The organism is Sphingomonas sp. FARSPH (assembly GCF_003355005.1).
In the GTDB taxonomy this organism is placed as follows: Bacteria; Pseudomonadota; Alphaproteobacteria; order Sphingomonadales; family Sphingomonadaceae; genus Sphingomonas.
The window spans coordinates 1,045,001-1,065,342 of the sequence record NZ_CP029985.1 but is presented as its reverse complement, the minus strand read 5'-3'; the positions used below and the strand labels follow the sequence as shown (position 1 = coordinate 1,065,342).

Genomic DNA, 20,342 nt, shown 5'->3' with positions numbered 1-20,342 from the left:
AATCAAGCCTTTTCCTACATGCGAAGGACGCGGTGCGGGCTTCCCCGGCCTGCATGGTTGGGTTAACGCCGCTGGCCTATGCAGGATGACGGCATCGACCAGCCCACGGCAGGACGGTTCGAGGGGCGCGAGCACCTGTTCCCGGTGCGCGTCTATTTCGAGGACACCGACCTGTCGGGCGTCGTCTATCACGCCAATTACCTGCGCTTCATGGAGCGCGCGCGCTCGGCGATGCTGCGGCTGGCGGGGATCGACCAGCGCGGCGTGTTCGACGCGGGCGAGGGCGCCTATGCCGTCGCCGATCTCTCGATCCGCTATCGCGCGCCCGCACGCCTTGACGACGCGCTGCTGGTGGTCAGCCGCGTGACCGCCGTGCGCGCCGCCAGCGTCGTCATTCATCAGACAGTCAGGCGCGGTCCGCTTGTTCTGACGGAGGCGGCGGTGACCGCGGCGCTGGTCGCCGCGAACGGCCGCCCCCGTCGCCAGCCGGCCGCGTGGACGGACATCTATCAACGCCTGGTGTGGCAGGGGACCAACGAATGAATCCGGTGTTCAACATGGATGCGGCGACGCTGTCGCCGGTCGCCTTGTTCCTGCAGGCGGATGTCGTCGTGAAAGTGGTGATGGCGGGGCTACTCCTCGCCAGCATCTGGACGTGGACGCTGATCGTCGCCTTCTGGCGGCGGCTGGGGCGCATCCGCAAGGGCATGGCGCGGTTCGAGCGCGATTTCTGGAAGGCGGAGGATATCGACGCCTTTTACAAGGCGGAAGCCGACCAGGATTTGCCGTCAGCGCGGGTGTTCGCGGCGGGCGTCAAGGAATGGCGCCGGTCCACCGCGGGCGGCGGCATCGACAAGGGCGGCACGCGCGAGCGGCTCGCGATGGCGATGGGCGCGGCGGCGGCGGGCGAGATCGACCGCATTTCGGACAAGCTCAACATCCTCGCGACGGTCGGCTCGGTCGCGCCGTTCGTCGGTCTGTTCGGGACGGTGTGGGGGATCATGCGCAGCTTCACCGGCATCGCGCAGGCGCAGAATTCGTCGCTGGCGGTGGTCGCACCGGGGATCGCCGAGGCGCTGTTCGCGACCGCGATCGGCCTGTTCGCCGCGATCCCCGCGGTGATCGCCTACAACCGCTTCAGCCACGGCGTGAACCGGATCGAGGCGGCGCTGAACCGCTTCGCCGACGGCTTCCACGCGACGCTGTCGCGCCAGCTGGATTCGGGGCGGTGACGGGGGCTGACAAATCCCCCTCCCGCTTGCGGGAGGGGGCAGGGGTGGGCCTGTCCGCTGGCGTTATCCTTTGTGAGATTCGGGTCCACGCCCAGCCCCTCCCGCAAGCGGGAGGGGAGTAAGATGGCGATGAACCTCCCCTCGCAGCGGGGCCGCGGGCGGCGGGCGCCCGTCGCCGATATCAACGTCACGCCGCTGGTCGACGTGATGCTGGTGCTGCTCATCATCTTTATGGTCACCGCGCCGCTGCTGACCGCGGGCGTGCCGGTCAACCTGCCCGACAGCCGTGCCAAGGCCCTCGATCAGGACCAGAAGCCGGTGCAGCTGTCGCTCGATGCGCAGGGCCGGCTGTTCGTCGATAACGACGAGGTCGCCGAGGATGCCTTGCCCGAGCGGTTGGCGCGAATCGCGGGCGGCAAGGACGCGGCCGGCCAGCCGCCGCAGGTGTTCCTGCGCGCCGACCGCGCGCTCGACTATGGGCGCGTGATGCGCGTGATGGGCGAGCTCAACCGCGCCGGCCTCAACCGCGTCTCGCTGGTCACCGTGGAGGGCGACGGCGCCGCACCAAGCGGGAACGGCGCGCACTGATGGATCGGGCGGAGAAGATCGGTCTGGCCGTCGCGGTCGCGGGGCACGTCGTGCTCTTCGGCCTGCTGTCGGTCGGTTTCCTGTCGACGCCCAATCCCGAAAAGCTGAAGGCCACGCCGATCGAGATCAGCCTCGTCAAGGACGTCGCGCTGGAGGCGACCGCACCGCAATCGGTGACGCCGCCCGCCCAGTCGAAGGCGCCCGACGCGGGCGATCCGGAGGATGCCGCGCCGCCGGCGGCGGCGGAGCCCGAGCTCGCCGCGGAGCCCGAACCCGCGCCGCCCGAGCCGAAACCGGCGCCGCCGAAGCCTGCGCCCAAGCCGGAACCCAAGCCCGAGCCGAAACCAGCCCCCGCGAAGCCGCAGCCCAAGCCCAAGCCGGCGCCGGTCAAGCCCGAGCCGAAGCCGAGACCCGAACCCAAGGTAGAAGAGGCCGCGCCCGCCAAGCCGACGCACAAGCCCGAAAAGCCGGCTGCGGCGAAGCACAGCGAGGCGAAGCCCACCGAGCGGCCCGCCCCCGCAAAGGCTGCCGCCAAGCCGCAGGCTGCGGCGAAGCCATCCGCCGGCCGCGGCAGCGACGAGGCGAGCAAGGCGACGCGTCCGCGCGGATCACGGCTGGGCAATGATTTCCTGAAAGGGCTGAGCAGCGATCCCTCGCCCAGCACGTCGACCGCGCCCAAGGCCGCGAAGATCGATGCGCGCGCGATGGCGGGGATCGTCGCGGCGATCCAGCGCCAGATTCAGCCGTGCGCCGATCGGCAGGGCTCTCCGGGACCCGGCGCCAACGAGATCGTGACGACGCTGAACCTGCGGCTGAACGAGGACGGCACGCTCGCCGGCGCGCCCAGGCTGGTGCGCCAGACGGGGGTGACGGATGAGAATGAGCGGTACAAGCAGCGCGTGTTCGAAATCGGCATCGCCGCGTTCAAGGGCTGTTCGCCGCTCAAGCTTCCTGCCGAATATTACGACACGCCATCGGGCGGCTGGAACAACATCAATTTCCAGTGGAAGCTGAAGTGATCGGTCCAGGGCTTCGACAAGCAGACCGAACGGGGTGGGGGGCAATGAAGCAGCCCGGCCCCGCTGGATGTGATACAGGCACGGATGCCAACAGGAACATGCGCATGATCGGAAAAATCTTTGCGGCGCTGGCCGCGACCGTCGCCCTGTCGGCGCTGACCGCGCCCGCCACGGCGCAGGACGCGCCGGCGCCTGCGCCGCAGCAGCAACCGGCCGGGCAACCGCAGGACCAGAGCGCCGCGCCGCTCGAAGTCTCGGTGACCGGCGGCGTCAACCAGCCGATGCCGATCGCCATCCCCGTGATGCCGACCGCCGAGGTGGTCGATACGCCGGCGGGGCCGACCGATGCGCTCGGCCGCCAGCTTGCCGATATCGTCGCCACCGACCTCAAGAATTCCGGCCTGTTCACGCCGCTCGCCCCCGGCCAGCTGCGCCCGGTCGGGTTCCAGGAGGTGAACACCCCGGCATTCGATTACTGGGGCGGCACGGGTGCGCAGGCGCTGGTGCAGGGGTTCGTGCGCGCGGGCGCGGACGGCAATCTGACCGTCGGCTGCTATCTGTACGACGTCTTTTCCAAGGTCGAGCTGAAGCGCACCGGCTTCGTCGTGCCGCCATCCGACTGGCGCCGCGCGGGGCATAAATGCGCCGACATGGTCTATACCCGGCTGACCGGCGAGGGGCCGTATTTCGACAGCCGCATCGTCTACGTTTCCGAAACCGGGCCGAAGGGCAAGCGCATCAAGCGGCTGGCAATCATGGACCAAGACGGCGCCAACCACCGCTTCCTGACCAACGGCCAGTCGATCGTGCTGACGCCGCGTTTCGCGCCGAACCAGCAGTCGATCGTCTACATGAGCTTCGAGGACAATCGTCCCTCGATCTACGTCTACGACCTCGGCTCGGGGCGTCCGCGCCGGATCGTGCAGAACGTGTCGCTGACCTTCGCGCCGCGCTTCTCGCCGGACGGCCGCTGGATCCTGTTCTCGATGGCGCAGGGCGGCAACACCGACATCTACCGCGTCGCGGCGAGCGGCGGCACGCCGCAGCGGCTGACGACGTCGCCGGGCATCGACACCGGCGGCAGCTATTCGCCCGACGGGTCGAAGATCGCGTTCGAGAGCGATCGGTCGGGTGGCCAGCAACTCTATGTGATGAACGCAGACGGATCAAACCAGCATCGCATCAGCTTCGGCGGCGGCCGCTATGCGACGCCGGTGTGGAGTCCGCGCGGCGACCTGATCGCCTTCACCCGGATTTCGGGCGATTTCCGCATCGGCATCATGGCGCCGGACGGATCGGGCGAGAAACTGCTGACCAATGCGTGGCAGGACGAAGGCCCCAGCTGGTCGCCGAACGGCCGCGCGATCACCTTTTTCCGCTCGACACAGGGCGGATCGGGCAAGGCGGACCTGTGGATGGTCGATCTGACCGGACAGGTCGAACGCAAAATCCCGACGCCGCTCGACGGGTCCGATCCGGCATGGGGCCCGCTCAGGCCCTGACGACAATTCCAGGGGCGTTTCGGGGGCGAGACATTCCAAGAGGAGACACGACGATGGCGAAGCTTTCCACCACCCTGATGACGGCGGCTGCTGTGCTGTCGCTCGCCGCCTGCGCGCACAAGCCCAAGCAGCTGCCGCCGCCGCCGGTCGACAACACCGGGGGCCTGAACACCGGCAACGGCGGCGCGTCGCCGTCGGACGGCACCGGCCAGATCGGCAACGCGATCGTCCCGGGGTCCGATGCCGATTTCCGCCGCTCGGTCAGCTCGAACACGGTGCATTTCGGCACCGACGTCTATGACATCGATCCCGAGGCGCGCGCGATCCTCGACAGCCAGGCGCAGTGGCTGACGTCGCATCCGACCGTACGCGTGACGATCGAGGGGCATTGCGACGAGCGCGGCACCCGCGAATACAATCTCGCGCTGGGCGATCGGCGGGCCAATTCGGCGAAGAACTACCTCGTCGCGCGCGGCATCGATCCGTCGCGCCTGACGACGATCAGCTATGGCAAGGAACGGCCGGTCGCGCTTGGCTCGGATTCCGACGCCTGGGCGCAGAACCGGCGCGCGGTGACCGTCGTCGTCCAGTAAGGTCCAACGATCCGGCCCGGTGGCGGGCCGGGTCGCCGCCTCACCCGGCGGCGAGCCGCGCCAGGGCCGCGCCGCTGACCCGCTGAACGGTCCATTCGTCCAACCCGATCGCGCCCATCGCGCGATAGAAGGCGATGGCATCGGCATTCCAGTCGAGCACCGCCCATTCGAACCGGCCGCAATCGCGCGCCACCGCGATCTGCGCGAGATGCCGCAGCAGCGCGGTGCCGACCCCGTGCCCGCGCGCGGCGGGCGTGACATACAGATCCTCGAGATACAGGCCGCGCTTCCCAGTCCAGGTCGAGAAATTGTGGAAGAACAGCGCGAAGCCGAGCGGCATGCCGTCCGCCTCCGCGATCACCGCCTCCGCAGCCGGTGGGTCGCCGAACAGCGCCTCGCGCAAATCGGTCTCGGTCGCGACGACGGCGTCGGGCTCGCGCTCGAACGCAGCGAGTTCGCGGACGAAGCCCAGGATCGTCGGGATGTCGGCGGGCAGCGCGGAGCGGATCATGCGGAGGCTTCCGTTTGCGGGGCGGGGATGGGCCGACGCACCGCGACGACGCAGCCGGCGATGATGAGCAGCGCGCCGCCAAGCGTCCACGGCGAGACGACCTCCGCGAACACCAGCCAGCCGAACAGGGCGGACCAGACGAAGGCGGTGTATTCGACCGGTGCCAGCACCTGCGCCTCCGCCCGCGCATAGGCCCAGGCGAGCGCGATGGCGGAACCCGAGCCGAGCAGCGCAGCGACGACGATCTCCGGCAATTGCCGGGGTGAAGGCATGCCGCCGAACCACGGCGCGCCGGCGAGCAGCAGCAGGCCGAGCACGATGCTGGTGAACAGCGCGACCTCGAGCGGGTCGGCGACCTGTGCCTGCCGCCGCAGCAGGATCAGGCTGCCGGCGTAGAGGATACTCGCGGCGACGACCGCGATGCTGCCAAGCACCGCCTGTTCGGACGCGCGCGCCTGCACTTGCCCCATCGCGATGGCGAGCACGCCGAGGCTGGCGACGAGCGATCCGCCGATTGCCGCACGGCGGATGCGCTCGCCCAGCGTCAGCGCGGCGAGGAACAGCGCGATCAGCGGCGCGAGGAAGGTGAGCGCCACCCCCTGCGCCATCGGTACGCGCACGAGGCCCCAGAAGAACAGCAGCACGGACGCGCCCGCGACGGTGCCCCGCGCGGCGTGCAGGCGCAGCGCGGCGCGCGACGGCCAGCGCTGGCGACGCAGCAGGAATACTGGCAGCATCAGCGCGACGCCCGCGATCGAGCGCCACATCACCGCATTGTACGCGCCGCTCGCGATCGACAGCCCCTTCATGATCGCGTCCATGCCGCAATAGACCGCGATGCCTGCGGCGGCGACGCCGAAGGCGGTGAGAGCGGATGTCGGGCGGCTCACCGGATCAGCCGGATGTCGATGGCGAGGCCAGCGTCGATATCCGCGAGCCGGCGGTCGCTGGTGTACATCGGCAGCCGTTGGACCCGCGCCAGCGCCAGGCAGGCGCGATCGCCGAGCGAGGCGCCCTGCCCGCGGGTGGGCTCGCGTAGCCGCGCGGCCTCGATCGCGTAAGAAAGGTCGAACGGTACGACCGTGATCTCATAGCTTTCGAGGATCGCCAGCACCGCGTCTGCGCTGGCCCCCCGTTCGACGCCCCGCGCGCAGCATTCGGAAACGTTGACCGCCGACATGCGGCTGCCCCGGATGATCCCGGCGACGGTGTCCGCCCCCGTCTCGCCCAGCATCAGCGCCATGACGGCGGAGGCATCGACGACGGCGGTCATTCCTCACCCCAATCCGCGCGCCGTTCCTTGAGAAAGGTGTCGACGGTGTAATCATCGCCGAAAATGGCCCGTGCCTTCGCCTGCGCATTCTGTACCGATTGCGCGAACGTCATCAGGCGGACGCCGCCATCCTCGGTCCGATCCACGACCAGCGAATCGCCGTCCTTGATCCCGAGCTCGCGGCGGATGTCGGCGGGGATCACCACCTTGCCGCCCGCGATCACCTTTGCGTGGTAGGTCATGTCAACGTCTCCAGTACCTATATCATAGCACAGGTACTGGCGGCGCGTCAGGGTTATTCCGCCGCGACCGGCTGCGCTTCCGCCGAAGCCGCCTCGATCTCCGCCGCCTTGGCCTCGACCAGTTTCACGATATGGTCGATCATGTCGGCATCCTGCACGTGATGGTCGGTAACGCCCGACAGATAGACCATGTGCTTGCCGTTGCCGCCGCCGGTGATGCCGATGTCGGTTTCGCGCGCCTCGCCCGGCCCGTTGACGACGCAGCCGAGTACCGACAGGCTCATCGGCGTGCGGATATGCTGCAGCCGTTCCTCCAGCGCCTGCACGGTGCGGATCACGTCGAAGCCCTGGCGCGCGCATGACGGGCAGGAGACGACGCGCACGCCGCGGTTGCGGATGCCGAGCGCCTTCAGGATCTCGAAGCCGACGCGCACTTCTTCCTCGGGTTCCGCCGACAGCGAGACGCGGATCGTGTCGCCGATGCCGAACCAGAGCAGGCTGCCGATGCCGATCGACGATTTGACCGTGCCGCCGATCAGCCCGCCCGCCTCGGTGATGCCGAGGTGGAGCGGGCAGTCGGTCGCCTCCGCCAGCCCCTGGTAGGCGGCGACGGCGAGGAACACGTCGGACGCCTTCACCGCGACCTTGTATTCGTGGAAGTCGTGATCCTGGAGCAGCTTGATATGGTCGAGCGCGCTTTCGACGAGGGCGTCGGGGCAGGGCTCGCCGTATTTCTCGAGCAGATCCTTCTCCAAGCTGCCGGCATTGACGCCGATGCGGATCGCGCAGCCGTTCGCCTTGGCGGCGCGCACGACCTCCGCGACGCGTTCGTTGCTGCCGATGTTGCCGGGGTTGATGCGCAGGCACGCCGCGCCCGCGTCCGCCGCCTCCAGCGCGCGCTTGTAGTGGAAATGGATGTCCGCGACGATCGGCACGTGGCTCGCGCGGACGATCTGCTTCAGCGCCGCGGTCGATTCGACGTCGGGGCAGGAGACGCGGATGATGTCGACGCCGGCCTCTTCGCACCGGCGGATCTGGTCGACCGTGCCGCGGATGTCGGGGGTGGGCGTGTTGGTCATCGTCTGCACGGTGACCGGCGCATCGCCGCCGACGGGGACATTGCCGACCATGATCTGGCGGCTCGGACGGCGGACGATGTCGCGCCACGGACGTACTGACATGAGCCCCATATACAGCGCGCGGGTTGCGGTTCAAAGACGCTGCTGTAGGGGAGGGCGCCTGCCATGGCGCGCGTTTCCTCCACATCGCCGATCCCGCGGCATTATGGCCTCGACTGGCTGCGCGTCGCCGCCTTCGCGATCCTGATCGTCTATCATGTCGGCATGGTGTTCGTGCCCTGGGGCTTCCATGCCAAGAGCCCGAACGGCGCCGACTGGGCGGTGCTGCCGATGCTCGCGGTCAATGCCTGGCGGTTGACCCTGCTGTTCGTCGTGTCGGGCTATGCGAGCCGCGCGCTGATGAGCCGCGCGCCCGGGCCGGGCGGCTTCCTGCGCCAGCGCAGCGTGCGGTTGCTCGTGCCCCTCGCGGTCGGCGTCGCGATCATCGTGCCACCGCAATCCTGGGTCGAGCTGGTGACGCAGCATGGCTATCGCGGCAGCTTCGCCACGTTCTGGCTGCGCGACTATTTTCGGTTCGGCAGGCTGGCGGGCATCGGCCTGCCCGCGCTCAACCATCTGTGGTTCGTGCTCTACCTGTGGCTCTATACCGTGGTGCTCGCGCTGCTGGTCGCCGTCGTGCGCTGGCGCGGCGCGCAGGCGGCGTTCGCGCGGGTCTTTGCCGGGCCGATGCTGGTGATCGTGCCGACCGCGTGGCTGGTGTGCATCCATGCCTGGTGGTTCCCGATGGGGTATGAAACGCACGACCCCGCGCACGACCTGCTCGCGCACCTCATCTACCTGCCCGCCTTCCTGTTCGGTTTCGCGCTGGCGGAGGCGCCCGCGGTGCTGCGCGCCTGCGTCCGCTATCGCTGGCCCGCGGGGATCGCCGCAATAGTCGCTTATGGCGTCATCCTCGTCATCGAGCTGGCGCCGATCGCAGCGGACCCGCCGCGCTGGCTCTACCCGCTCTACGGCGCGGTGCATGCGGTGCAGCAATGGGGCGCGATCGTTGCGCTGGTCGGCCATGCCGAGCATCGCTGGAACCGCGACCATCGCTGGCGGCCGCTGCTGACCGAGGCGGTCTTCCCCTTCTATCTCGTCCACCAGACGATCATCGTCGTCGTCGCCTATTGGCTGATCCCGGCGGACCTGCCCGGCGGGGCCGAGTTCGCGATCCTCGTCGCCGCGACGGTGGCGGGGTCGCTCGCCTTCTACCTGATGGGCCGCCGCATCGCACCGCTGCGACCGCTGATCGGGCTGCGTCGTCTTTCCCAGCATAAGGTATCGGCATCATGACCCAGAGTTGGAGCCTCGTCCTGCACGGCGGCGCGGGCACGATCACGCCCGCGCGCATCGGAGAGGCGGCGGCAGCGGGCGCGCGGGCCGCGCTGGCGCGGGCGCGCGATGCCGGCGCGGCGGTGCTCGCCGGCGGCGGCGACGCGCTCGACGCGGTCGAGGCGGCGGTGCGCGTGCTGGAGAACGATCCGCATTTCAACGCCGGGCGCGGCGCGGCCTTCACCCGCGACGGCGCCAACGAGCTCGACGCGGCGATCATGGACGGCGCGACGCGCGCCGCCGGATCGGTCGCGGGGCTGACGCGCATCCGTAATCCCGTCACGCTTGCGCGGCGGGTGATGACGGACAGCCCGCACGTCCTGCTGTCGGGCGCGGGGGCGGAGGCTTTCGCCGCGACGCAGGGTGCCGAGACGGTCGACCCGGCGTGGTTCGCGATTCCCGAGCGGCGGCGGCAGCTCGACGAACTGCTTGCCCGCGGGGGCGGGGCGTTCGACGTCGACATGAAATACGGCACGGTCGGCGCGGTCGCGCGCGACGTCCACGGGCACCTCGCCGCCGCGACCTCGACCGGCGGCGTCACCGGCAAGCGCTGGGGCCGGATCGGCGATTCGCCGCTGATCGGGGCGGGCACCTTCGCCGACGATCGCGCCTGCGCGGTGTCGTGCACCGGGTCGGGCGAGCAATTCATCCGCGTCGGCGTCGCACACGAGATCGCCGCGCGCATCCGCCTGGCGGGCGAGGACGCCGCGACCGCGGCCGACGCTGCGCTGGCGGAGGTGCGGGCGCTCGGCGGTACCGGCGGCGTGATCGTGGTGACACCGGCGGGCGAGGCGCTGTGGCGGTTCACCACGCCGGGCATGTATCGTGCGCGGGCGACGTCGGCAGGCCTGCGCGAGGTGGCGCTGTACGGCGAGGGAGAGGGCGGGGGCGAGGCATAATCTTCGTATCGAAGCGGTCCAGCGATGCTGACGCTTCTGTCCGGCGCGGCTCTCCGCTACAGCGCTTGGCCATGAAGATACTTCGTCTTTGCCTCGCCGTGATCCCCGCGCTCGTCGTCGGCGCGCCGGCCCATGCCTATTGGGAATATGGGCACCAGACGGTCGCGCGCATCGCCTATGCCAACGTGACGCCCCGGACGCGCGCGGCGATCCGGCGCATCCTGGCCGATACGCCCAAGCTCGATACGCCGACCTGCCCGGCGACGACGGTCGAGGGGGCGAGCACCTGGGCCGATTGCGTCAAGCCCCTGAAGAATGCCGACGGCAAGTCGCGCTTCGGTTATGCGTACAACTGGCACTTCCAGGACGTGAACATCTGCGCGCCGTTCAGCCTGGAGGAGGCATGCAAGGACGGCAATTGCGTGTCGGCGCAGATCAAGCGCGACGTCGCGGTGCTGCGCGACCGCAAGGCGAGCGGCAAGGACAAGGCGCAGGCTTTGGTCTTCCTGATCCATTTCGTCGGCGATCTGCACCAGCCGCTGCATGCGGGCGAGAAGGGCGACAAGGGCGGCAACGACGTCGCCGCCGCCTATGGCGTCTACAGCCCGAAGCGGTTCAACCTGCATTCGGTGTGGGACGGCACGCTCGCCGAGCGCGCGATCACCAGCGGGCCGAGCCTGGTGCGCCGCTATTCCCCGGCCGAGAAGGCGCGGATCGCGCGGGGCGATGTCGACGACTGGAGCCGGGAATCGTGGCAGGTCGCGCATGACGTCGTCTACGCCAGCGCGCTGAAGGGCGATCCGTGTGGGCCGACGCCGGCGAAGGTGACGCTGGACGATGCGACGGTCGCGAAGATCGTGCCCGTCGCACGGCTGGAGGTGGAGCGCGGCGGGTTGCGGCTCGCCAAGCTGCTCGACCGGGCTTTGGGGTAAGTTCAAGTCCTCCCCTGCTTTTGCAGGGGAGGGGGACCGCCGCCGAAGGCGGTGGTGGAGGGGCAGCCAAACAGAGCCATCGTCTGCGGCTGCCCCTCCACCATTCGGCTGCGCCGAACGGTCCCCCTCCCCGCGAAGCGGGGAGGAATGGAACGGTCAGCCCTCGCGGCCGGGGACGTCGTGGTCGTGCGGTTCTTCGCCCTTGGCCTTGGCGGCATCGTAGCGTTCGATCGCCTCCAGCGTGATGCGGCGCGCCTCGGCGGCGTCGCCCCAGGTGCCGACGCGCACCCACTTCTTCTTTTCCAGATCCTTGTAGTGGGTGAAGAAGTGTTCGATCTGCTCGAAGACGATCTCCGGCACGTCGGCGCGCTCGCCGACGTTCGAATAATAAGGGAAGACGCCGTCGACGGGGACGCAGACGAGCTTCTCGTCGCCGCCGGCCTCGTCCTCGAGGTTGAGGACCGCGATCGGACGCGCACGCACGACGCAGCCCGGGATGAACGGCGAGCGCGCGATGACGAGCGCGTCGAGCGGATCGCCGTCGGGCGACAGCGTGTGCGGCACGAAGCCGTAGTTCGCCGGATAGCGCATCGGCGTGTGTAGGATTCGGTCGACGAACAACGCTCCGCTCGCCTTGTCGAACTCGTATTTCACGGGCTCGCCGCCGGTCGGCACCTCGATGATGACGTTGAGGTCGTCGGGCGGCGACTTGCCGACCGGAATCAGATCGATGCGCATGCTATTCCCTTATCAAGACCAGCCGCCGCTCACCGCGGGGCGAGAAGGCGATCGAGACCGCCATCGCCGGTCCCGACCTTCTCGAGGCGCGGATAGCGAGGACCGCCGTGATAGTCGATGGCGACGTCGCGGAAGCGCGGCCCGTTCTTGACGAGCAGGCGGATCGGCTCCTTCGACGTCTTGGCGGCGAGGATCGCGGCCTTCAGCTTGTCGCCGGAATATGCCTCACCGTTCACCGCCTGGATCTGCGTGCCGACGTCCAGCCCCGCCTTGAACGCGGGCGAATCCCAGATGACGCCGTTGACCGCGCCGTCCGGCCCGACGTTGAGGCCGATCGAATAGGTGACGTCGGTGCCGCGCGTCTTTTCTAGGCTGCTGAAATACTTCGTCGGCGTGTCGCCGTAGACGAGCTTGTAGCCGTTCATCGCGAAGCCGTCGACCGGCGCGGGCTTGCCCGTCTCGGTCAGCCGCTGGTTGAGGAAGCCCGCCCAGTCGTAAGGGACGATGCCGTTCAGCGTCTTGGCAACGTCGTCGAACGTGTACGTCACCTCGCCCCAGTCGCCGTCGCGGATGCCGAAGAAAGCCTTGGCGAAATCGTCGATCGACTTGGTGCCGCCGGACTTCTGCCGCAGCATCGCGTCGACCTCCATCCACACCATCAGGCCCTCGTTGTAATAATCCTCGCTGCGCTGCCAGCTGGTCCAGCCCTTGGGCCGGCGCGCGGAGATGACGGGATCGTTGGTCGTGTCGACGAGGTCGCGCCACTGGCGACCCGGCGCGAGCGCGTAGGAGCCGGCGATCGACGCATAGGCATCGAGCGTGTCCTGCTTGCTGACGAGGCCCGAGCGCGCCTGGAGCACATAGCCCCAGAATTGCGTCTGCCCTTCGTACACCCACAGCAGCGAATTGCGCATCGGCGTACGATAGTCGGGCGTCCACAGATCGGCGCCGCGGCGGAACTTGCCGTCCCAGCTGTGCGTGAATTCATGCGGCAACAGGTTGCGCGCGGCGACGTTCGTATCCCATTCGGTGAAATAGGTCTTGGCCGTGCCGTCTTCCGACGAGCGGTGATGCTCCAGCCCGATGCCGCCGAGCTGGTCGCTGAGCGAGACCAGGAATTCGTAATGGTCGTAATGCTGCGCGCCGAAGGTCTTCACCGCCTGGTCGACAAGGCGCTTGTGCGCGTCGATCTGTTCGGGCTTGGCGGCGAGGAGGTCGGGTGAATCGGCGAAGACGTTGAGGTTGACCCGGTCCGACAGCGGCCACGTTTTGCCGTAGCGGCCGGCGAGGACGGGCGAATCGACGAGGACCTCGTAATTCGTCGTCTGATAGGCGTAGGTCGAGCCGGTGGCGTTCGACGGCACCGCACCCGCCGCGGTCCAGCCGGCGGGGAAGCGCGCGGTCATCTGGATCGGGATCTGGCGGGTGTAATAGCCGGCCGGATAGAGGCTGACCGAATTGGGCTGGAGGCTGATGAGGCTGGGCGTCGCGACGATGCGGCCCTGGTTGCCCTGCGTCGCGGAGATGAACTGGAACTCGACATCCAGCGTCTTCGCGCCGGCGGGCACGTCGATGTGGAAGGCGTAGACGTCGACGGTATCGCGCGTCCACGGCACCGGCTTGCCGTTCGCGCGGATGACGAGGCCGGCGAGCTTCTCGATCTCGCCGCGCGGCGCGTGATTGCCGGGCAGCCATTTCGGATAGAGCAGCGCCATCGGCCCGCTCTTTGCGACCGGGATCGTCTCCTTGACCCGGAAGATGCCGCGTTCCGTGTCGGTCGCATCGACGTCGAGCTTGATCGTGCCCGGATAGGGCGTGTCGACGGCGGCGGGGACGGTGTCGAGGAACGGCACCGGCTGCGGTGCGGAATTGCCGGCGGGAACCTGCGCTAGCGCAGGCAGGGATACGGCGGACGCGAGCAGGGTGGCGACGAAGAGCTTGGCGTGCATGAAAGGCCTTTGCGGCTGAAGAAGATGGCCGCGATGTTAGGCAAGGGAAACGTCAGCCGTCCAGTCCCTTGGGCCTTCTTCCCATTCCTCCCCGCGAAGCGGGGAGGGGGACCGCTCGCGCAGCGAGTGGTGGAGGGGCAGCCTTGCACGATGCCGCCTGCGGCTGCCCCTCCACCACGCCCTGGCGGGCGCGGTCCCCCTCCCCTGCAAAAGCAGGGGAGGATTGGCGGATCAGTTACCCCCGCCGCCGAGCACGTTGATCGTGAAGGCGATGACGCCGAGGTTGAACACGAAGGCGGCGAGGCACTGGCCGATCGCGACACGGCGCATCCGGCGCGTGGTGATCTGCACGTCCGACGTCTGGAACGTCATGCCCAGCGTGTAGCTGAAATAGAGGAAGTCCCAGTAATCGGGCTGGTCGCAGTGCGGGATGTCGACGCCGCCCGCATCCTTGCCGTCCTCGCCCGCGCTGTAGAACAGGTGCGCATAGTGCAGCGCATAGACCATGTTGGAGAAGAGCCAGGCGAGCGCGAGCGTGACGATGACGATCGTCACCGCGATGCTGTCGTTCTTGCCCTTGAGCTCGTCGGCGACCGCGACGAGGATGACGAGCATCGTCGCGCCGACGATGCCGAGCAGCACGGCGCGGTTCGCGTCATTGTCGCGCGCCGCGCGGCGCATGTGATCCGCATTGCCGCGCCGGAACAGCGGGATCAGCGAGACGAGGAACACCGCGCTCGCGATGTCGAACGCACCCATGATCCCGCGCGCCTTGCCGAGGACGTGGATCAGCGGCACCATCCCGACGACGAACAGCAGCGCGAACAGAGCGAAGCGCGGCGGCGCCAGCCGGTTCCCGATACCCCACCAGCGCTGTTTTTCGGTCATGCCGCAGCGCTAGCGCTTCCAGACGTCCTCGCCTAGATACCCGTCGATCATGGCCCGTATCGAAACTCCGCGCCGGGTGCGCGGCACCCAGGATATCTTCGGCGACGAACAGCGGCGGTTCGGGCACGTGCTCGACACGTTCGACCGCGTCCGGCGCCTCTATTGCTTCGGCCGCGTCGAGGTGCCGGTGTTCGAGGATACGGCGGTCTTCGCCCGCTCGATCGGCGAGACGACCGACGTCGTGTCGAAGGAGATGTACACCTTCCCCGACCGCGGCGGCGATTCGCTGACGCTTCGGCCCGAATTCACCGCCGGCATCGCGCGCGCGTTCCTGACCGAGGGGTGGCAGCAATACGCGCCGCTGAAGCTCGCGACGAGCGGCGCGGTGTTCCGCTACGAGCGGCCGCAGAAGGGGCGGTATCGCCAGTTCCATCAGATCGACGCCGAGATCCTGGGCGCGGCGGAGCCCGCGGCGGACGTCGAGCTGCTGGTGATGGCGGACCAGTTGCTGCGCGAGCTGGGGATCGCGGATGGCGTGACGTTGCAGCTCAATACGCTGGGCGACGCCGAGACGCGCGACGCCTGGCGGGCGGCGCTGGTCGCGCATTTCGAGGCGCATCGTGGGCAGCTGTCGGAAGACAGCCTGATCCGGCTTGAAAAGAACCCGATGCGCATCCTCGATTCGAAGGACCCGCGCGACCGGCCGGTCGCCGACAGTGCGCCCGACATCGACGCCTTTCTGACCGACGAGGCGCGCGCCTTCTTCGACGCGGTGACCGCAGGGCTGGACGCGGCGGGGGTCACGTGGACGCGCAATCCGCGGCTGGTGCGCGGCCTTGATTATTACCGCCACACCGGGTTCGAGTTCGTGACGGATCGATTGGGCGCGCAGGGCACGGTGCTGGCCGGCGGGCGCTATGACGGGCTGGTCGAGAGCCTGGGCGGCCCGCCGACGCCGGGCGTCGGCTGGGCGGCGGGCGTCGAGCGGCTGGCGATGCTGTTGGAGTCGGTTGAGCAGCCGACGATCAGCATCGCAGTCGTGGCTGACAATCCTGATTTGGAGCGAGAGGCAACCCGTGTCGCCCGCTTACTTCGTGACGGCGGAATCACTACGGATCGATCCTTTAGAGGCAATGCTAAGAGGCAGGTGGAGGCGGCTAGAAAGCGCAACCTTGACGGCGTTCTCTTTGTGAAGGCGGGTGCGGGCCGTTTTTACTTGCAGCAGCTAAGCGAACGGTTTGATAGAGACGAATATGTCCGCGAGCAGCTGCTTCCGATTTTAGGGTCATTCGAGGGGGAGGGGGTTCCCCCTCAATGACCACCATTTCTCCCGAACGGATCGCGCAGATCGAGGCGCGGCGGGACGAGTTGCAGGCGCTGATGGCGACGGGCGACCTGCCGTCGGACCGGTTCGTGCAGGTTTCGAAGGAATATGCCGAGCTGGAACCCGTCGCGCGTGCGGCGGCAGAGGTCCGGCGGCTGCGGCAGGAGGCGAACAGCCTCGCCTTCATGGCGGAGGACGGCGACGAGGAGCTGCGCGCGCTCGCGGCCGAGGAGCTGCACGCCAACAAGAGCGCGCTGGAGACGGCGGACCGCAGCCTCGCGCTCGCGCTGCTGCCGCGCGATGCCGCCGACAGCCGCGCCGCGATGCTGGAAATTCGCGCAGGCACCGGCGGCGACGAGGCGGCGCTGTTCGCGGGCGACCTGTTCCGCATGTACCAGCGTTATGCGGAGGCGCAGGGCTGGCGCGTCGAGCTGATCTCCGCGAGCAGTTCGGACGCGGGCGGATACAAGGAAGTGGTCGCCTCCGTCACCGGGCAGGGCGTGTTCGCCAAGCTCAAGTTCGAAAGCGGTGTCCACCGCGTCCAGCGCGTACCCGCGACGGAAAACGGCGGGCGCATCCACACCTCCGCCGCGACGGTCGCGGTGCTGCCCGAGGCGGAGGACGTCGACGTCCAGATCGACGAGGCGAAGGACCTGCGCATCGACGTCTATCGCTCGTCCGGTCCCGGTGGCCAGTCGGTCAACACCACCGACAGCGCGGTGCGCATCACCCATCTGCCCACCGGCCTCGTCGTCATCCAGCAGGACGAGAAATCGCAGCACAAGAACAAGGCCAAGGCGCTGAAGGTGCTGCGCACCCGCCTGTACGAGGCGGAGCGCGAGCGGCTGGCGGCGGAGCGATCGGGGACGCGCAAGGCGATGGTCGGATCGGGCGACCGGTCCGAACGTATCCGCACGTACAATTTCCCGCAGGGGCGCGTGACCGATCACCGCATCAACCTGACGCTGCATCGCCTGCCGGAAATCCTGGAAGGCGAGATGGACGAGCTGATCGGCGCGCTGATCGCCGAGGACGAGGCGGAGCGGCTGGCGGCGCTGGATGGGTGAGGCTGTGGACGGGCCTCGATCCGCCCACCCTTATTCGTCATCCCCGCGGAGGCGGGGACCCAGAAGCGCTGACACCCGCCACAGAGTTGTGATGAAAGCGCGTCTGGATTCCCGCCTTCGCGGGAATGACGAAGGAGGAGCGGGGTGAGCGTCGCCGCCCTTCGCGCCGCGCTTGCCGATGCGGCAGCCCGGTTCACATTTTCCGAAACCCCCCGGCTCGACGCCGAGCTGCTGCTCGCCCATGCCCTCGGGATCGATCGCAACGCCCTGCTGCTCGACATGGACCGCGACGTGCCGGCGTCGTTCTTGGATCTCGTCGCACGCCGCGAGCGGCACGAACCGATCGCCTATATCACCGGTACGCGCGGGTTCTGGACGATCGATCTGATGGTGGGCCCCGGTACATTGGTGCCGCGCGCGGACAGCGAGACATTGCTGGTCGCGGCAAGCATGCATTTCGCGCGGCGCGCACCGGCGAGCGTGCTCGACCTCGGGACGGGCCCGGGCACCTTGCTGCTCGCCGCGCTCGACGCATGGCCGGCGCGGGGGATGGGGATCGACCGGTCCGATGCGGCGCTCGGCTATGCGCGCGCCAATGCGACGGCGCTGGGCATGGCGGATCGCGCCGCCTTCGTGCGCGGCGACTGGGCTGCGGCGATCGAGGCGCGCTTCGACCTGGTGCTCGCCAACCCGCCCTATATCGGCACCGACGAGCCCTTGCCCAACGAGGTGCGCGCGCACGAACCGGAATCGGCGCTGTTCGCGGGGACGGACGGACTGGACGATTATCGCAGCCTCGCGGGCCAGCTGCCGCGGCTGATCGCGCCGGGCGGGTGCGCTGCGGTGGAGATCGGCCACATGCAGGCGGCGGCGGTGGCGGCGCTGTTCGCGGCGCATGGGCTGGACAGCGCGGTGCACCGCGATCTGGGTGGGCGCGACCGCTGCTTGTTGGTGACGCCGCGCCCGGCGGCTTGAACTCCGCCCCCAGAACCCTGCCCCTTGAACAATACGGCCAGTGCGCGCATATTTCGCTTGTAGGACCGCCCGCACGACCGCTATTGACGCGACGGGGCACGCATCATCACCGTTACGTGAATGATCGCAGGGCGATGGCCCGCATCCTTCGTCATGGCAGCCGCCGGCTTCGGTGGCCCTGGCAAGGCCCGCGCGTCGCGGTGAACCGGACGCCGGTGCCGGAGGTTTGCGCCATCGGGTCGGGAAAGCCCCTTGGTGGGCAGGAGCTTGGGCCAGTTTGGTTTCACGGACCACACACTCGGATCATAGGACAGTAGCTTGATAAACAATCGGCAGAACGGTCGTCGTCGCGGCCGTGGTGGTGGTGGCAACAACAACAACGGCCCGCGGCAGGGTGGCGGCGGTCAGGGGCGTTCCGACAACGGCAACCGCATCGACAGCCGCGCGCGCGGCAACGCCAACCAGCTGCTCGAGAAGTACAAGAACCTCGCAGCCGACGCGCAGCGCCAGGGCGACCGCATCAACACCGAATATTATCTGCAGTTCGCCGATCATTATTTCCGGGTGATCGCCGACCAGCGTGGCCGGTTCGAGGATCAGCAGCCGCGTCGCCAGCAGCCGTTCGACCTCGACGGCGACGACGATTTCGGGGACGAGGGCGAACCGATCCGCGCCAACGAGCAGGACGGCGGCGACGTCCGTCAGGCGCAGGGCGATCGCGGCTATGACGACAATCGCCAGCCGCGCCGTCGCGAACGCAGCAACGAGCGCGCCGAGATGCGCGGCAACGAGGGCGAACCGCGGCAGGCGCGCAGCTGGGAAGAGCGTCGCCCGCGCCGCAGCGACACGCCGGCGGACCAGCCGCCCGTCGAGGTCGCGGGCCAGCACCGTTCCGATCCCTTCGCGCAGGGCGAGACGACCGAGGCGCGCAGCGAAGCGGTGATCGAGGCGGACGCCCCCGCCGCGCCGCGCCGCCGCGGTCGCCCGCGTCGCGACGCGCAGGTCGAGACGGCGGAGGGGCAACCCGCAGGCAATGGCGTCGACGCCGATCGCCTGCCGCCCGCGCTGACCCCGTCGCTGACCCTGGTGAACACCGATGTGGTCGCGAACGACGAGGACGCGCCCAAGCCGCGCCGTCGCCGCACCACACGCACGGTCGAGGCGCCGGCGGCGGAATAAGCGCTGGCGCCCGATACGGCGACGATATGGGCCGGCCTCCCCCCGCGGGAGCGCCGGCCCTTTTCCGTTTTGGGGGGCTGATTCAGCGGACGTGGATCAGTTGCGGTAAGTCTCCACGCCTCCTAATCCTCCCGATCGAAGCGTTCGACCGCCTCGTCATGGCCGGTGCCCGAGCTGAGGAACACCAGCCCCATCAGCGCGCCCGCCATCATCACCGATCCGCCGACGCCGCCCAGCACCGCCAACATCGTGATGAGGTGGAGCGGCCCCTCAACCCAGGCCAGCGCGACGATCGTCGCCGCACTCGCGGTCGCCGCCGCCAGCGTCATCCACGCCAGGATCGTGCGGAACCGTGCCCACGCGTGCGCCGCCTGTGCCGGATCGTCGAGACCGGGATAGTCGCCGGGATTCGCCATGTCTTTGCATGTGCCGGCAAAACGTGATTTCCTCAATCACCGGAAAGCAGCCGGCGCGGACCGGCGACCGGAGATGAGGAGGCGAGGATGACGATTGCGGCAATCCTGCGGACCAAGAGCGATGTGGTCGCGTCGCTGCCGACGACGGCGCGCGTTGCCGATGCGGTGGCGTTGCTGGCCGAGCGGCGGATCGGTGCGGTTCCGGTGATGGACGGCGAGACGGTCGCCGGCATCTTTTCCGAGCGCGACCTGGTGCACGGCGTCGCGCGCGACGGCACCGCCGTGCTCGACCGCGCGCTCGGCGAGGTGATGACCAGCCCGGTGCAGAGCGTCGCGCCCGGCCACGACGTGATCGACGCGCTGTCGCTGATGACGCGTCGGCGTATTCGTCACCTGCCGGTGGTCGAGGACGGGCGGATGATCGGCTTCGTGTCGATCGGCGACCTCGTCAAATACCGCATCGACCGGATCGAGGCGGAGGCTTCGGCGATGCGCGACTATATCCAGCAATAGCGTGTCAGGCCGTGGCGGCGGCGGGCGGCCGCTTGCGTACGATCGCGAT

24 protein-coding genes (1 of these 24 cut by a window edge) are annotated in these 20,342 nt (G+C 68.8%); 14 read left to right on the top strand and 10 right to left on the bottom strand.

The window, feature by feature from the left end; genetic code table 11:
• The first annotated feature begins 78 nt into the window (after nucleotides 1-78).
• From DM480_RS05155 to pal, 6 genes are all read left to right on the top strand, one after another.
• Nucleotides 79-543, top strand: coding sequence for a YbgC/FadM family acyl-CoA thioesterase (locus DM480_RS05155; protein ID WP_115377882.1), 465 nt, complete (start codon nucleotides 79-81; stop codon nucleotides 541-543).
• Nucleotides 540-1,232 carry a protein TolQ gene (gene tolQ, locus DM480_RS05150; RefSeq protein ID WP_115377881.1) on the top strand — a complete coding sequence of 231 codons (693 nt, stop codon included), beginning with the start codon at nucleotides 540-542 and terminating at the stop codon, nucleotides 1,230-1,232. The genes DM480_RS05155 and tolQ overlap by 4 nt, the downstream gene beginning before the upstream one ends.
• Before the next feature lie 123 nt (nucleotides 1,233-1,355).
• Entirely contained in the window at nucleotides 1,356-1,820 is a 465-nt protein-coding gene (tolR, locus tag DM480_RS05145; RefSeq protein ID WP_115377880.1) for a protein TolR, read from the top strand.
• A complete protein-coding gene (locus tag DM480_RS05140) occupies nucleotides 1,820-2,839 on the top strand; it encodes a cell envelope biogenesis protein TolA (protein ID WP_115377879.1) in 1,020 nt (339 codons plus the stop codon). The genes tolR and DM480_RS05140 overlap by 1 nt, the downstream gene beginning before the upstream one ends.
• 98 nt (nucleotides 2,840-2,937) lie before the next feature.
• Nucleotides 2,938-4,341, top strand: a complete 1,404-nt coding sequence (gene tolB / locus DM480_RS05135) for a Tol-Pal system beta propeller repeat protein TolB (protein ID WP_115377878.1) — start codon at nucleotides 2,938-2,940, stop codon at nucleotides 4,339-4,341.
• Nucleotides 4,342-4,394: 53 nt separating this feature from the next.
• Complete coding sequence (gene pal, locus DM480_RS05130; RefSeq protein WP_115377877.1) at nucleotides 4,395-4,934, top strand: peptidoglycan-associated lipoprotein Pal; 540 nt, start codon at nucleotides 4,395-4,397, stop codon at nucleotides 4,932-4,934.
• A gap of 40 nt (nucleotides 4,935-4,974) precedes the next feature.
• Here pal and DM480_RS05125 read toward each other — a convergent pair whose 3' ends face one another.
• The 5 genes from DM480_RS05125 to ispG are packed head-to-tail and all read right to left on the bottom strand — an operon-like array spanning nucleotide 4,975 to nucleotide 8,141.
• Nucleotides 4,975-5,445: a GNAT family N-acetyltransferase gene (locus DM480_RS05125; RefSeq protein ID WP_115377876.1), complete on the bottom strand. Its 471-nt coding sequence runs from the start codon at nucleotides 5,443-5,445 to the stop codon at nucleotides 4,975-4,977.
• A complete protein-coding gene (locus tag DM480_RS05120) occupies nucleotides 5,442-6,335 on the bottom strand; it encodes a DMT family transporter (RefSeq protein WP_115377875.1) in 894 nt (297 codons plus the stop codon). The genes DM480_RS05125 and DM480_RS05120 overlap by 4 nt, the downstream gene beginning before the upstream one ends.
• Nucleotides 6,332-6,718: a type II toxin-antitoxin system VapC family toxin gene (locus DM480_RS05115; RefSeq protein ID WP_115377874.1), complete on the bottom strand. Its 387-nt coding sequence runs from the start codon at nucleotides 6,716-6,718 to the stop codon at nucleotides 6,332-6,334. Before DM480_RS05115 ends, DM480_RS05120 begins: the two co-directional genes overlap by 4 nt.
• On the bottom strand, nucleotides 6,715-6,960 hold the full coding sequence (locus DM480_RS05110; RefSeq protein WP_115377873.1) for an AbrB/MazE/SpoVT family DNA-binding domain-containing protein: 246 nt from the start codon (nucleotides 6,958-6,960) through the stop codon (nucleotides 6,715-6,717). Before DM480_RS05110 ends, DM480_RS05115 begins: the two co-directional genes overlap by 4 nt.
• A gap of 53 nt (nucleotides 6,961-7,013) precedes the next feature.
• A complete protein-coding gene (gene ispG / locus DM480_RS05105) occupies nucleotides 7,014-8,141 on the bottom strand; it encodes a flavodoxin-dependent (E)-4-hydroxy-3-methylbut-2-enyl-diphosphate synthase (RefSeq protein ID WP_115377872.1) in 1,128 nt (375 codons plus the stop codon).
• 63 nt (nucleotides 8,142-8,204) lie between these two features.
• On the opposite strand from ispG, the gene DM480_RS05100 reads away from it, so the two are divergent.
• The 3 genes from DM480_RS05100 to DM480_RS05090 all read left to right on the top strand — a co-directional run bounded on the left by DM480_RS05100 (nucleotide 8,205) and on the right by DM480_RS05090 (nucleotide 11,244).
• Complete coding sequence (locus DM480_RS05100) at nucleotides 8,205-9,374, top strand: acyltransferase family protein (RefSeq protein WP_115377871.1); 1,170 nt, start codon at nucleotides 8,205-8,207, stop codon at nucleotides 9,372-9,374.
• Nucleotides 9,371-10,312 (top strand): isoaspartyl peptidase/L-asparaginase family protein, encoded by a 942-nt coding sequence (locus DM480_RS05095; RefSeq protein ID WP_115377870.1) that lies wholly within the window; start codon nucleotides 9,371-9,373, stop codon nucleotides 10,310-10,312. The genes DM480_RS05100 and DM480_RS05095 overlap by 4 nt, the downstream gene beginning before the upstream one ends.
• Nucleotides 10,313-10,383: 71 nt before the next feature.
• Complete coding sequence (locus DM480_RS05090) at nucleotides 10,384-11,244, top strand: S1/P1 nuclease (RefSeq protein WP_115377869.1); 861 nt, start codon at nucleotides 10,384-10,386, stop codon at nucleotides 11,242-11,244.
• 156 nt (nucleotides 11,245-11,400) lie between these two features.
• Here the strand turns inward: DM480_RS05090 and ppa are convergent, their stop codons facing one another.
• The 3 genes from ppa to DM480_RS05075 form a co-directional block, all read right to left on the bottom strand.
• Entirely contained in the window at nucleotides 11,401-11,982 is a 582-nt protein-coding gene (gene ppa, locus DM480_RS05085) for an inorganic diphosphatase (protein ID WP_115377868.1), read from the bottom strand.
• A 29-nt stretch (nucleotides 11,983-12,011) separates the two neighbouring features.
• Nucleotides 12,012-13,931 carry a M61 family metallopeptidase gene (locus DM480_RS05080; RefSeq protein WP_115377867.1) on the bottom strand — a complete coding sequence of 640 codons (1,920 nt, stop codon included), beginning with the start codon at nucleotides 13,929-13,931 and terminating at the stop codon, nucleotides 12,012-12,014.
• 231 nt (nucleotides 13,932-14,162) lie between these two features.
• Nucleotides 14,163-14,819 carry a DUF1345 domain-containing protein gene (locus DM480_RS05075; protein WP_115377866.1) on the bottom strand — a complete coding sequence of 219 codons (657 nt, stop codon included), beginning with the start codon at nucleotides 14,817-14,819 and terminating at the stop codon, nucleotides 14,163-14,165.
• Between the two features lie 49 nt (nucleotides 14,820-14,868).
• Between DM480_RS05075 and hisS the strand changes: the two genes are divergently transcribed.
• From hisS to DM480_RS05055, 4 genes are all read left to right on the top strand, one after another.
• Entirely contained in the window at nucleotides 14,869-16,137 is a 1,269-nt protein-coding gene (gene hisS / locus DM480_RS05070) for a histidine--tRNA ligase (protein ID WP_115377865.1), read from the top strand.
• The gene (prfA, locus tag DM480_RS05065) at nucleotides 16,134-17,210 is read left to right on the top strand and encodes a peptide chain release factor 1 (RefSeq protein ID WP_115377864.1); all 1,077 of its coding nucleotides are present in this window, start codon (nucleotides 16,134-16,136) and stop codon (nucleotides 17,208-17,210) included. The genes hisS and prfA overlap by 4 nt, the downstream gene beginning before the upstream one ends.
• A 144-nt stretch (nucleotides 17,211-17,354) precedes the next feature.
• On the top strand, nucleotides 17,355-18,185 hold the full coding sequence (gene prmC, locus DM480_RS05060) for a peptide chain release factor N(5)-glutamine methyltransferase (RefSeq protein WP_115377863.1): 831 nt from the start codon (nucleotides 17,355-17,357) through the stop codon (nucleotides 18,183-18,185).
• Between the two features lie 318 nt (nucleotides 18,186-18,503).
• Nucleotides 18,504-19,364, top strand: a complete 861-nt coding sequence (locus DM480_RS05055) for a DUF4167 domain-containing protein (RefSeq protein ID WP_115377862.1) — start codon at nucleotides 18,504-18,506, stop codon at nucleotides 19,362-19,364.
• Nucleotides 19,365-19,486: 122 nt separating this feature from the next.
• Here the strand turns inward: DM480_RS05055 and DM480_RS05050 are convergent, their stop codons facing one another.
• The gene (locus DM480_RS05050; RefSeq protein WP_115377861.1) at nucleotides 19,487-19,780 is read right to left on the bottom strand and encodes a hypothetical protein; all 294 of its coding nucleotides are present in this window, start codon (nucleotides 19,778-19,780) and stop codon (nucleotides 19,487-19,489) included.
• A gap of 87 nt (nucleotides 19,781-19,867) precedes the next feature.
• Here DM480_RS05050 and DM480_RS05045 point away from each other — a divergent pair, with 87 nt between their 5' ends.
• The gene (locus DM480_RS05045; protein WP_115377860.1) at nucleotides 19,868-20,293 is read left to right on the top strand and encodes a CBS domain-containing protein; all 426 of its coding nucleotides are present in this window, start codon (nucleotides 19,868-19,870) and stop codon (nucleotides 20,291-20,293) included.
• 4 nt (nucleotides 20,294-20,297) lie between these two features.
• On the opposite strand, the gene DM480_RS05040 is transcribed toward DM480_RS05045, so the two are convergent.
• On the bottom strand, nucleotides 20,298-20,342 hold the 3' end of the coding sequence (locus tag DM480_RS05040) for a lipopolysaccharide biosynthesis protein (RefSeq protein WP_115377859.1). It continues 1,446 nt past the right edge of the window; 45 of the gene's 1,491 nt are visible here — the last part of the coding sequence; the start codon falls outside the window, past its right edge — the gene reads right to left on this strand; its stop codon occupies nucleotides 20,298-20,300.

Bases quoted from the DNA above. Each gene is read 5' to 3' on its own strand.
- DM480_RS05045 (WP_115377860.1), top strand. From the start codon at position 19,868: ATGACGATTGCGGCAATCCTGCGGACCAAGAGCGATGTGGTCGCGTCG.
- DM480_RS05140 (WP_115377879.1), top strand. From the start codon at position 1,820: ATGGATCGGGCGGAGAAGATCGGTCTGGCCGTCGCGGTCGCGGGGCAC.
- ispG (WP_115377872.1), bottom strand. From the start codon at position 8,141: ATGTCAGTACGTCCGTGGCGCGACATCGTCCGCCGTCCGAGCCGCCAG.
- DM480_RS05075 (WP_115377866.1), bottom strand. From the start codon at position 14,819: ATGACCGAAAAACAGCGCTGGTGGGGTATCGGGAACCGGCTGGCGCCG.
- tolR (WP_115377880.1), top strand. From the start codon at position 1,356: ATGGCGATGAACCTCCCCTCGCAGCGGGGCCGCGGGCGGCGGGCGCCC.
- DM480_RS05155 (WP_115377882.1), top strand. From the start codon at position 79: ATGCAGGATGACGGCATCGACCAGCCCACGGCAGGACGGTTCGAGGGG.
- tolB (WP_115377878.1), top strand. From the start codon at position 2,938: ATGCGCATGATCGGAAAAATCTTTGCGGCGCTGGCCGCGACCGTCGCC.
- hisS (WP_115377865.1), top strand. From the start codon at position 14,869: ATGGCCCGTATCGAAACTCCGCGCCGGGTGCGCGGCACCCAGGATATC.
- DM480_RS05080 (WP_115377867.1), bottom strand. From the start codon at position 13,931: ATGCACGCCAAGCTCTTCGTCGCCACCCTGCTCGCGTCCGCCGTATCC.
- DM480_RS05100 (WP_115377871.1), top strand. From the start codon at position 8,205: ATGGCGCGCGTTTCCTCCACATCGCCGATCCCGCGGCATTATGGCCTC.
- tolQ (WP_115377881.1), top strand. From the start codon at position 540: ATGAATCCGGTGTTCAACATGGATGCGGCGACGCTGTCGCCGGTCGCC.
- pal (WP_115377877.1), top strand. From the start codon at position 4,395: ATGGCGAAGCTTTCCACCACCCTGATGACGGCGGCTGCTGTGCTGTCG.
- DM480_RS05110 (WP_115377873.1), bottom strand. From the start codon at position 6,960: ATGACCTACCACGCAAAGGTGATCGCGGGCGGCAAGGTGGTGATCCCC.
- DM480_RS05050 (WP_115377861.1), bottom strand. From the start codon at position 19,780: ATGGCGAATCCCGGCGACTATCCCGGTCTCGACGATCCGGCACAGGCG.
- prfA (WP_115377864.1), top strand. From the start codon at position 16,134: ATGACCACCATTTCTCCCGAACGGATCGCGCAGATCGAGGCGCGGCGG.
- DM480_RS05115 (WP_115377874.1), bottom strand. From the start codon at position 6,718: ATGACCGCCGTCGTCGATGCCTCCGCCGTCATGGCGCTGATGCTGGGC.
- DM480_RS05090 (WP_115377869.1), top strand. From the start codon at position 10,384: ATGAAGATACTTCGTCTTTGCCTCGCCGTGATCCCCGCGCTCGTCGTC.
- ppa (WP_115377868.1), bottom strand. From the start codon at position 11,982: ATGCGCATCGATCTGATTCCGGTCGGCAAGTCGCCGCCCGACGACCTC.
- DM480_RS05095 (WP_115377870.1), top strand. From the start codon at position 9,371: ATGACCCAGAGTTGGAGCCTCGTCCTGCACGGCGGCGCGGGCACGATC.
- DM480_RS05125 (WP_115377876.1), bottom strand. From the start codon at position 5,445: ATGATCCGCTCCGCGCTGCCCGCCGACATCCCGACGATCCTGGGCTTC.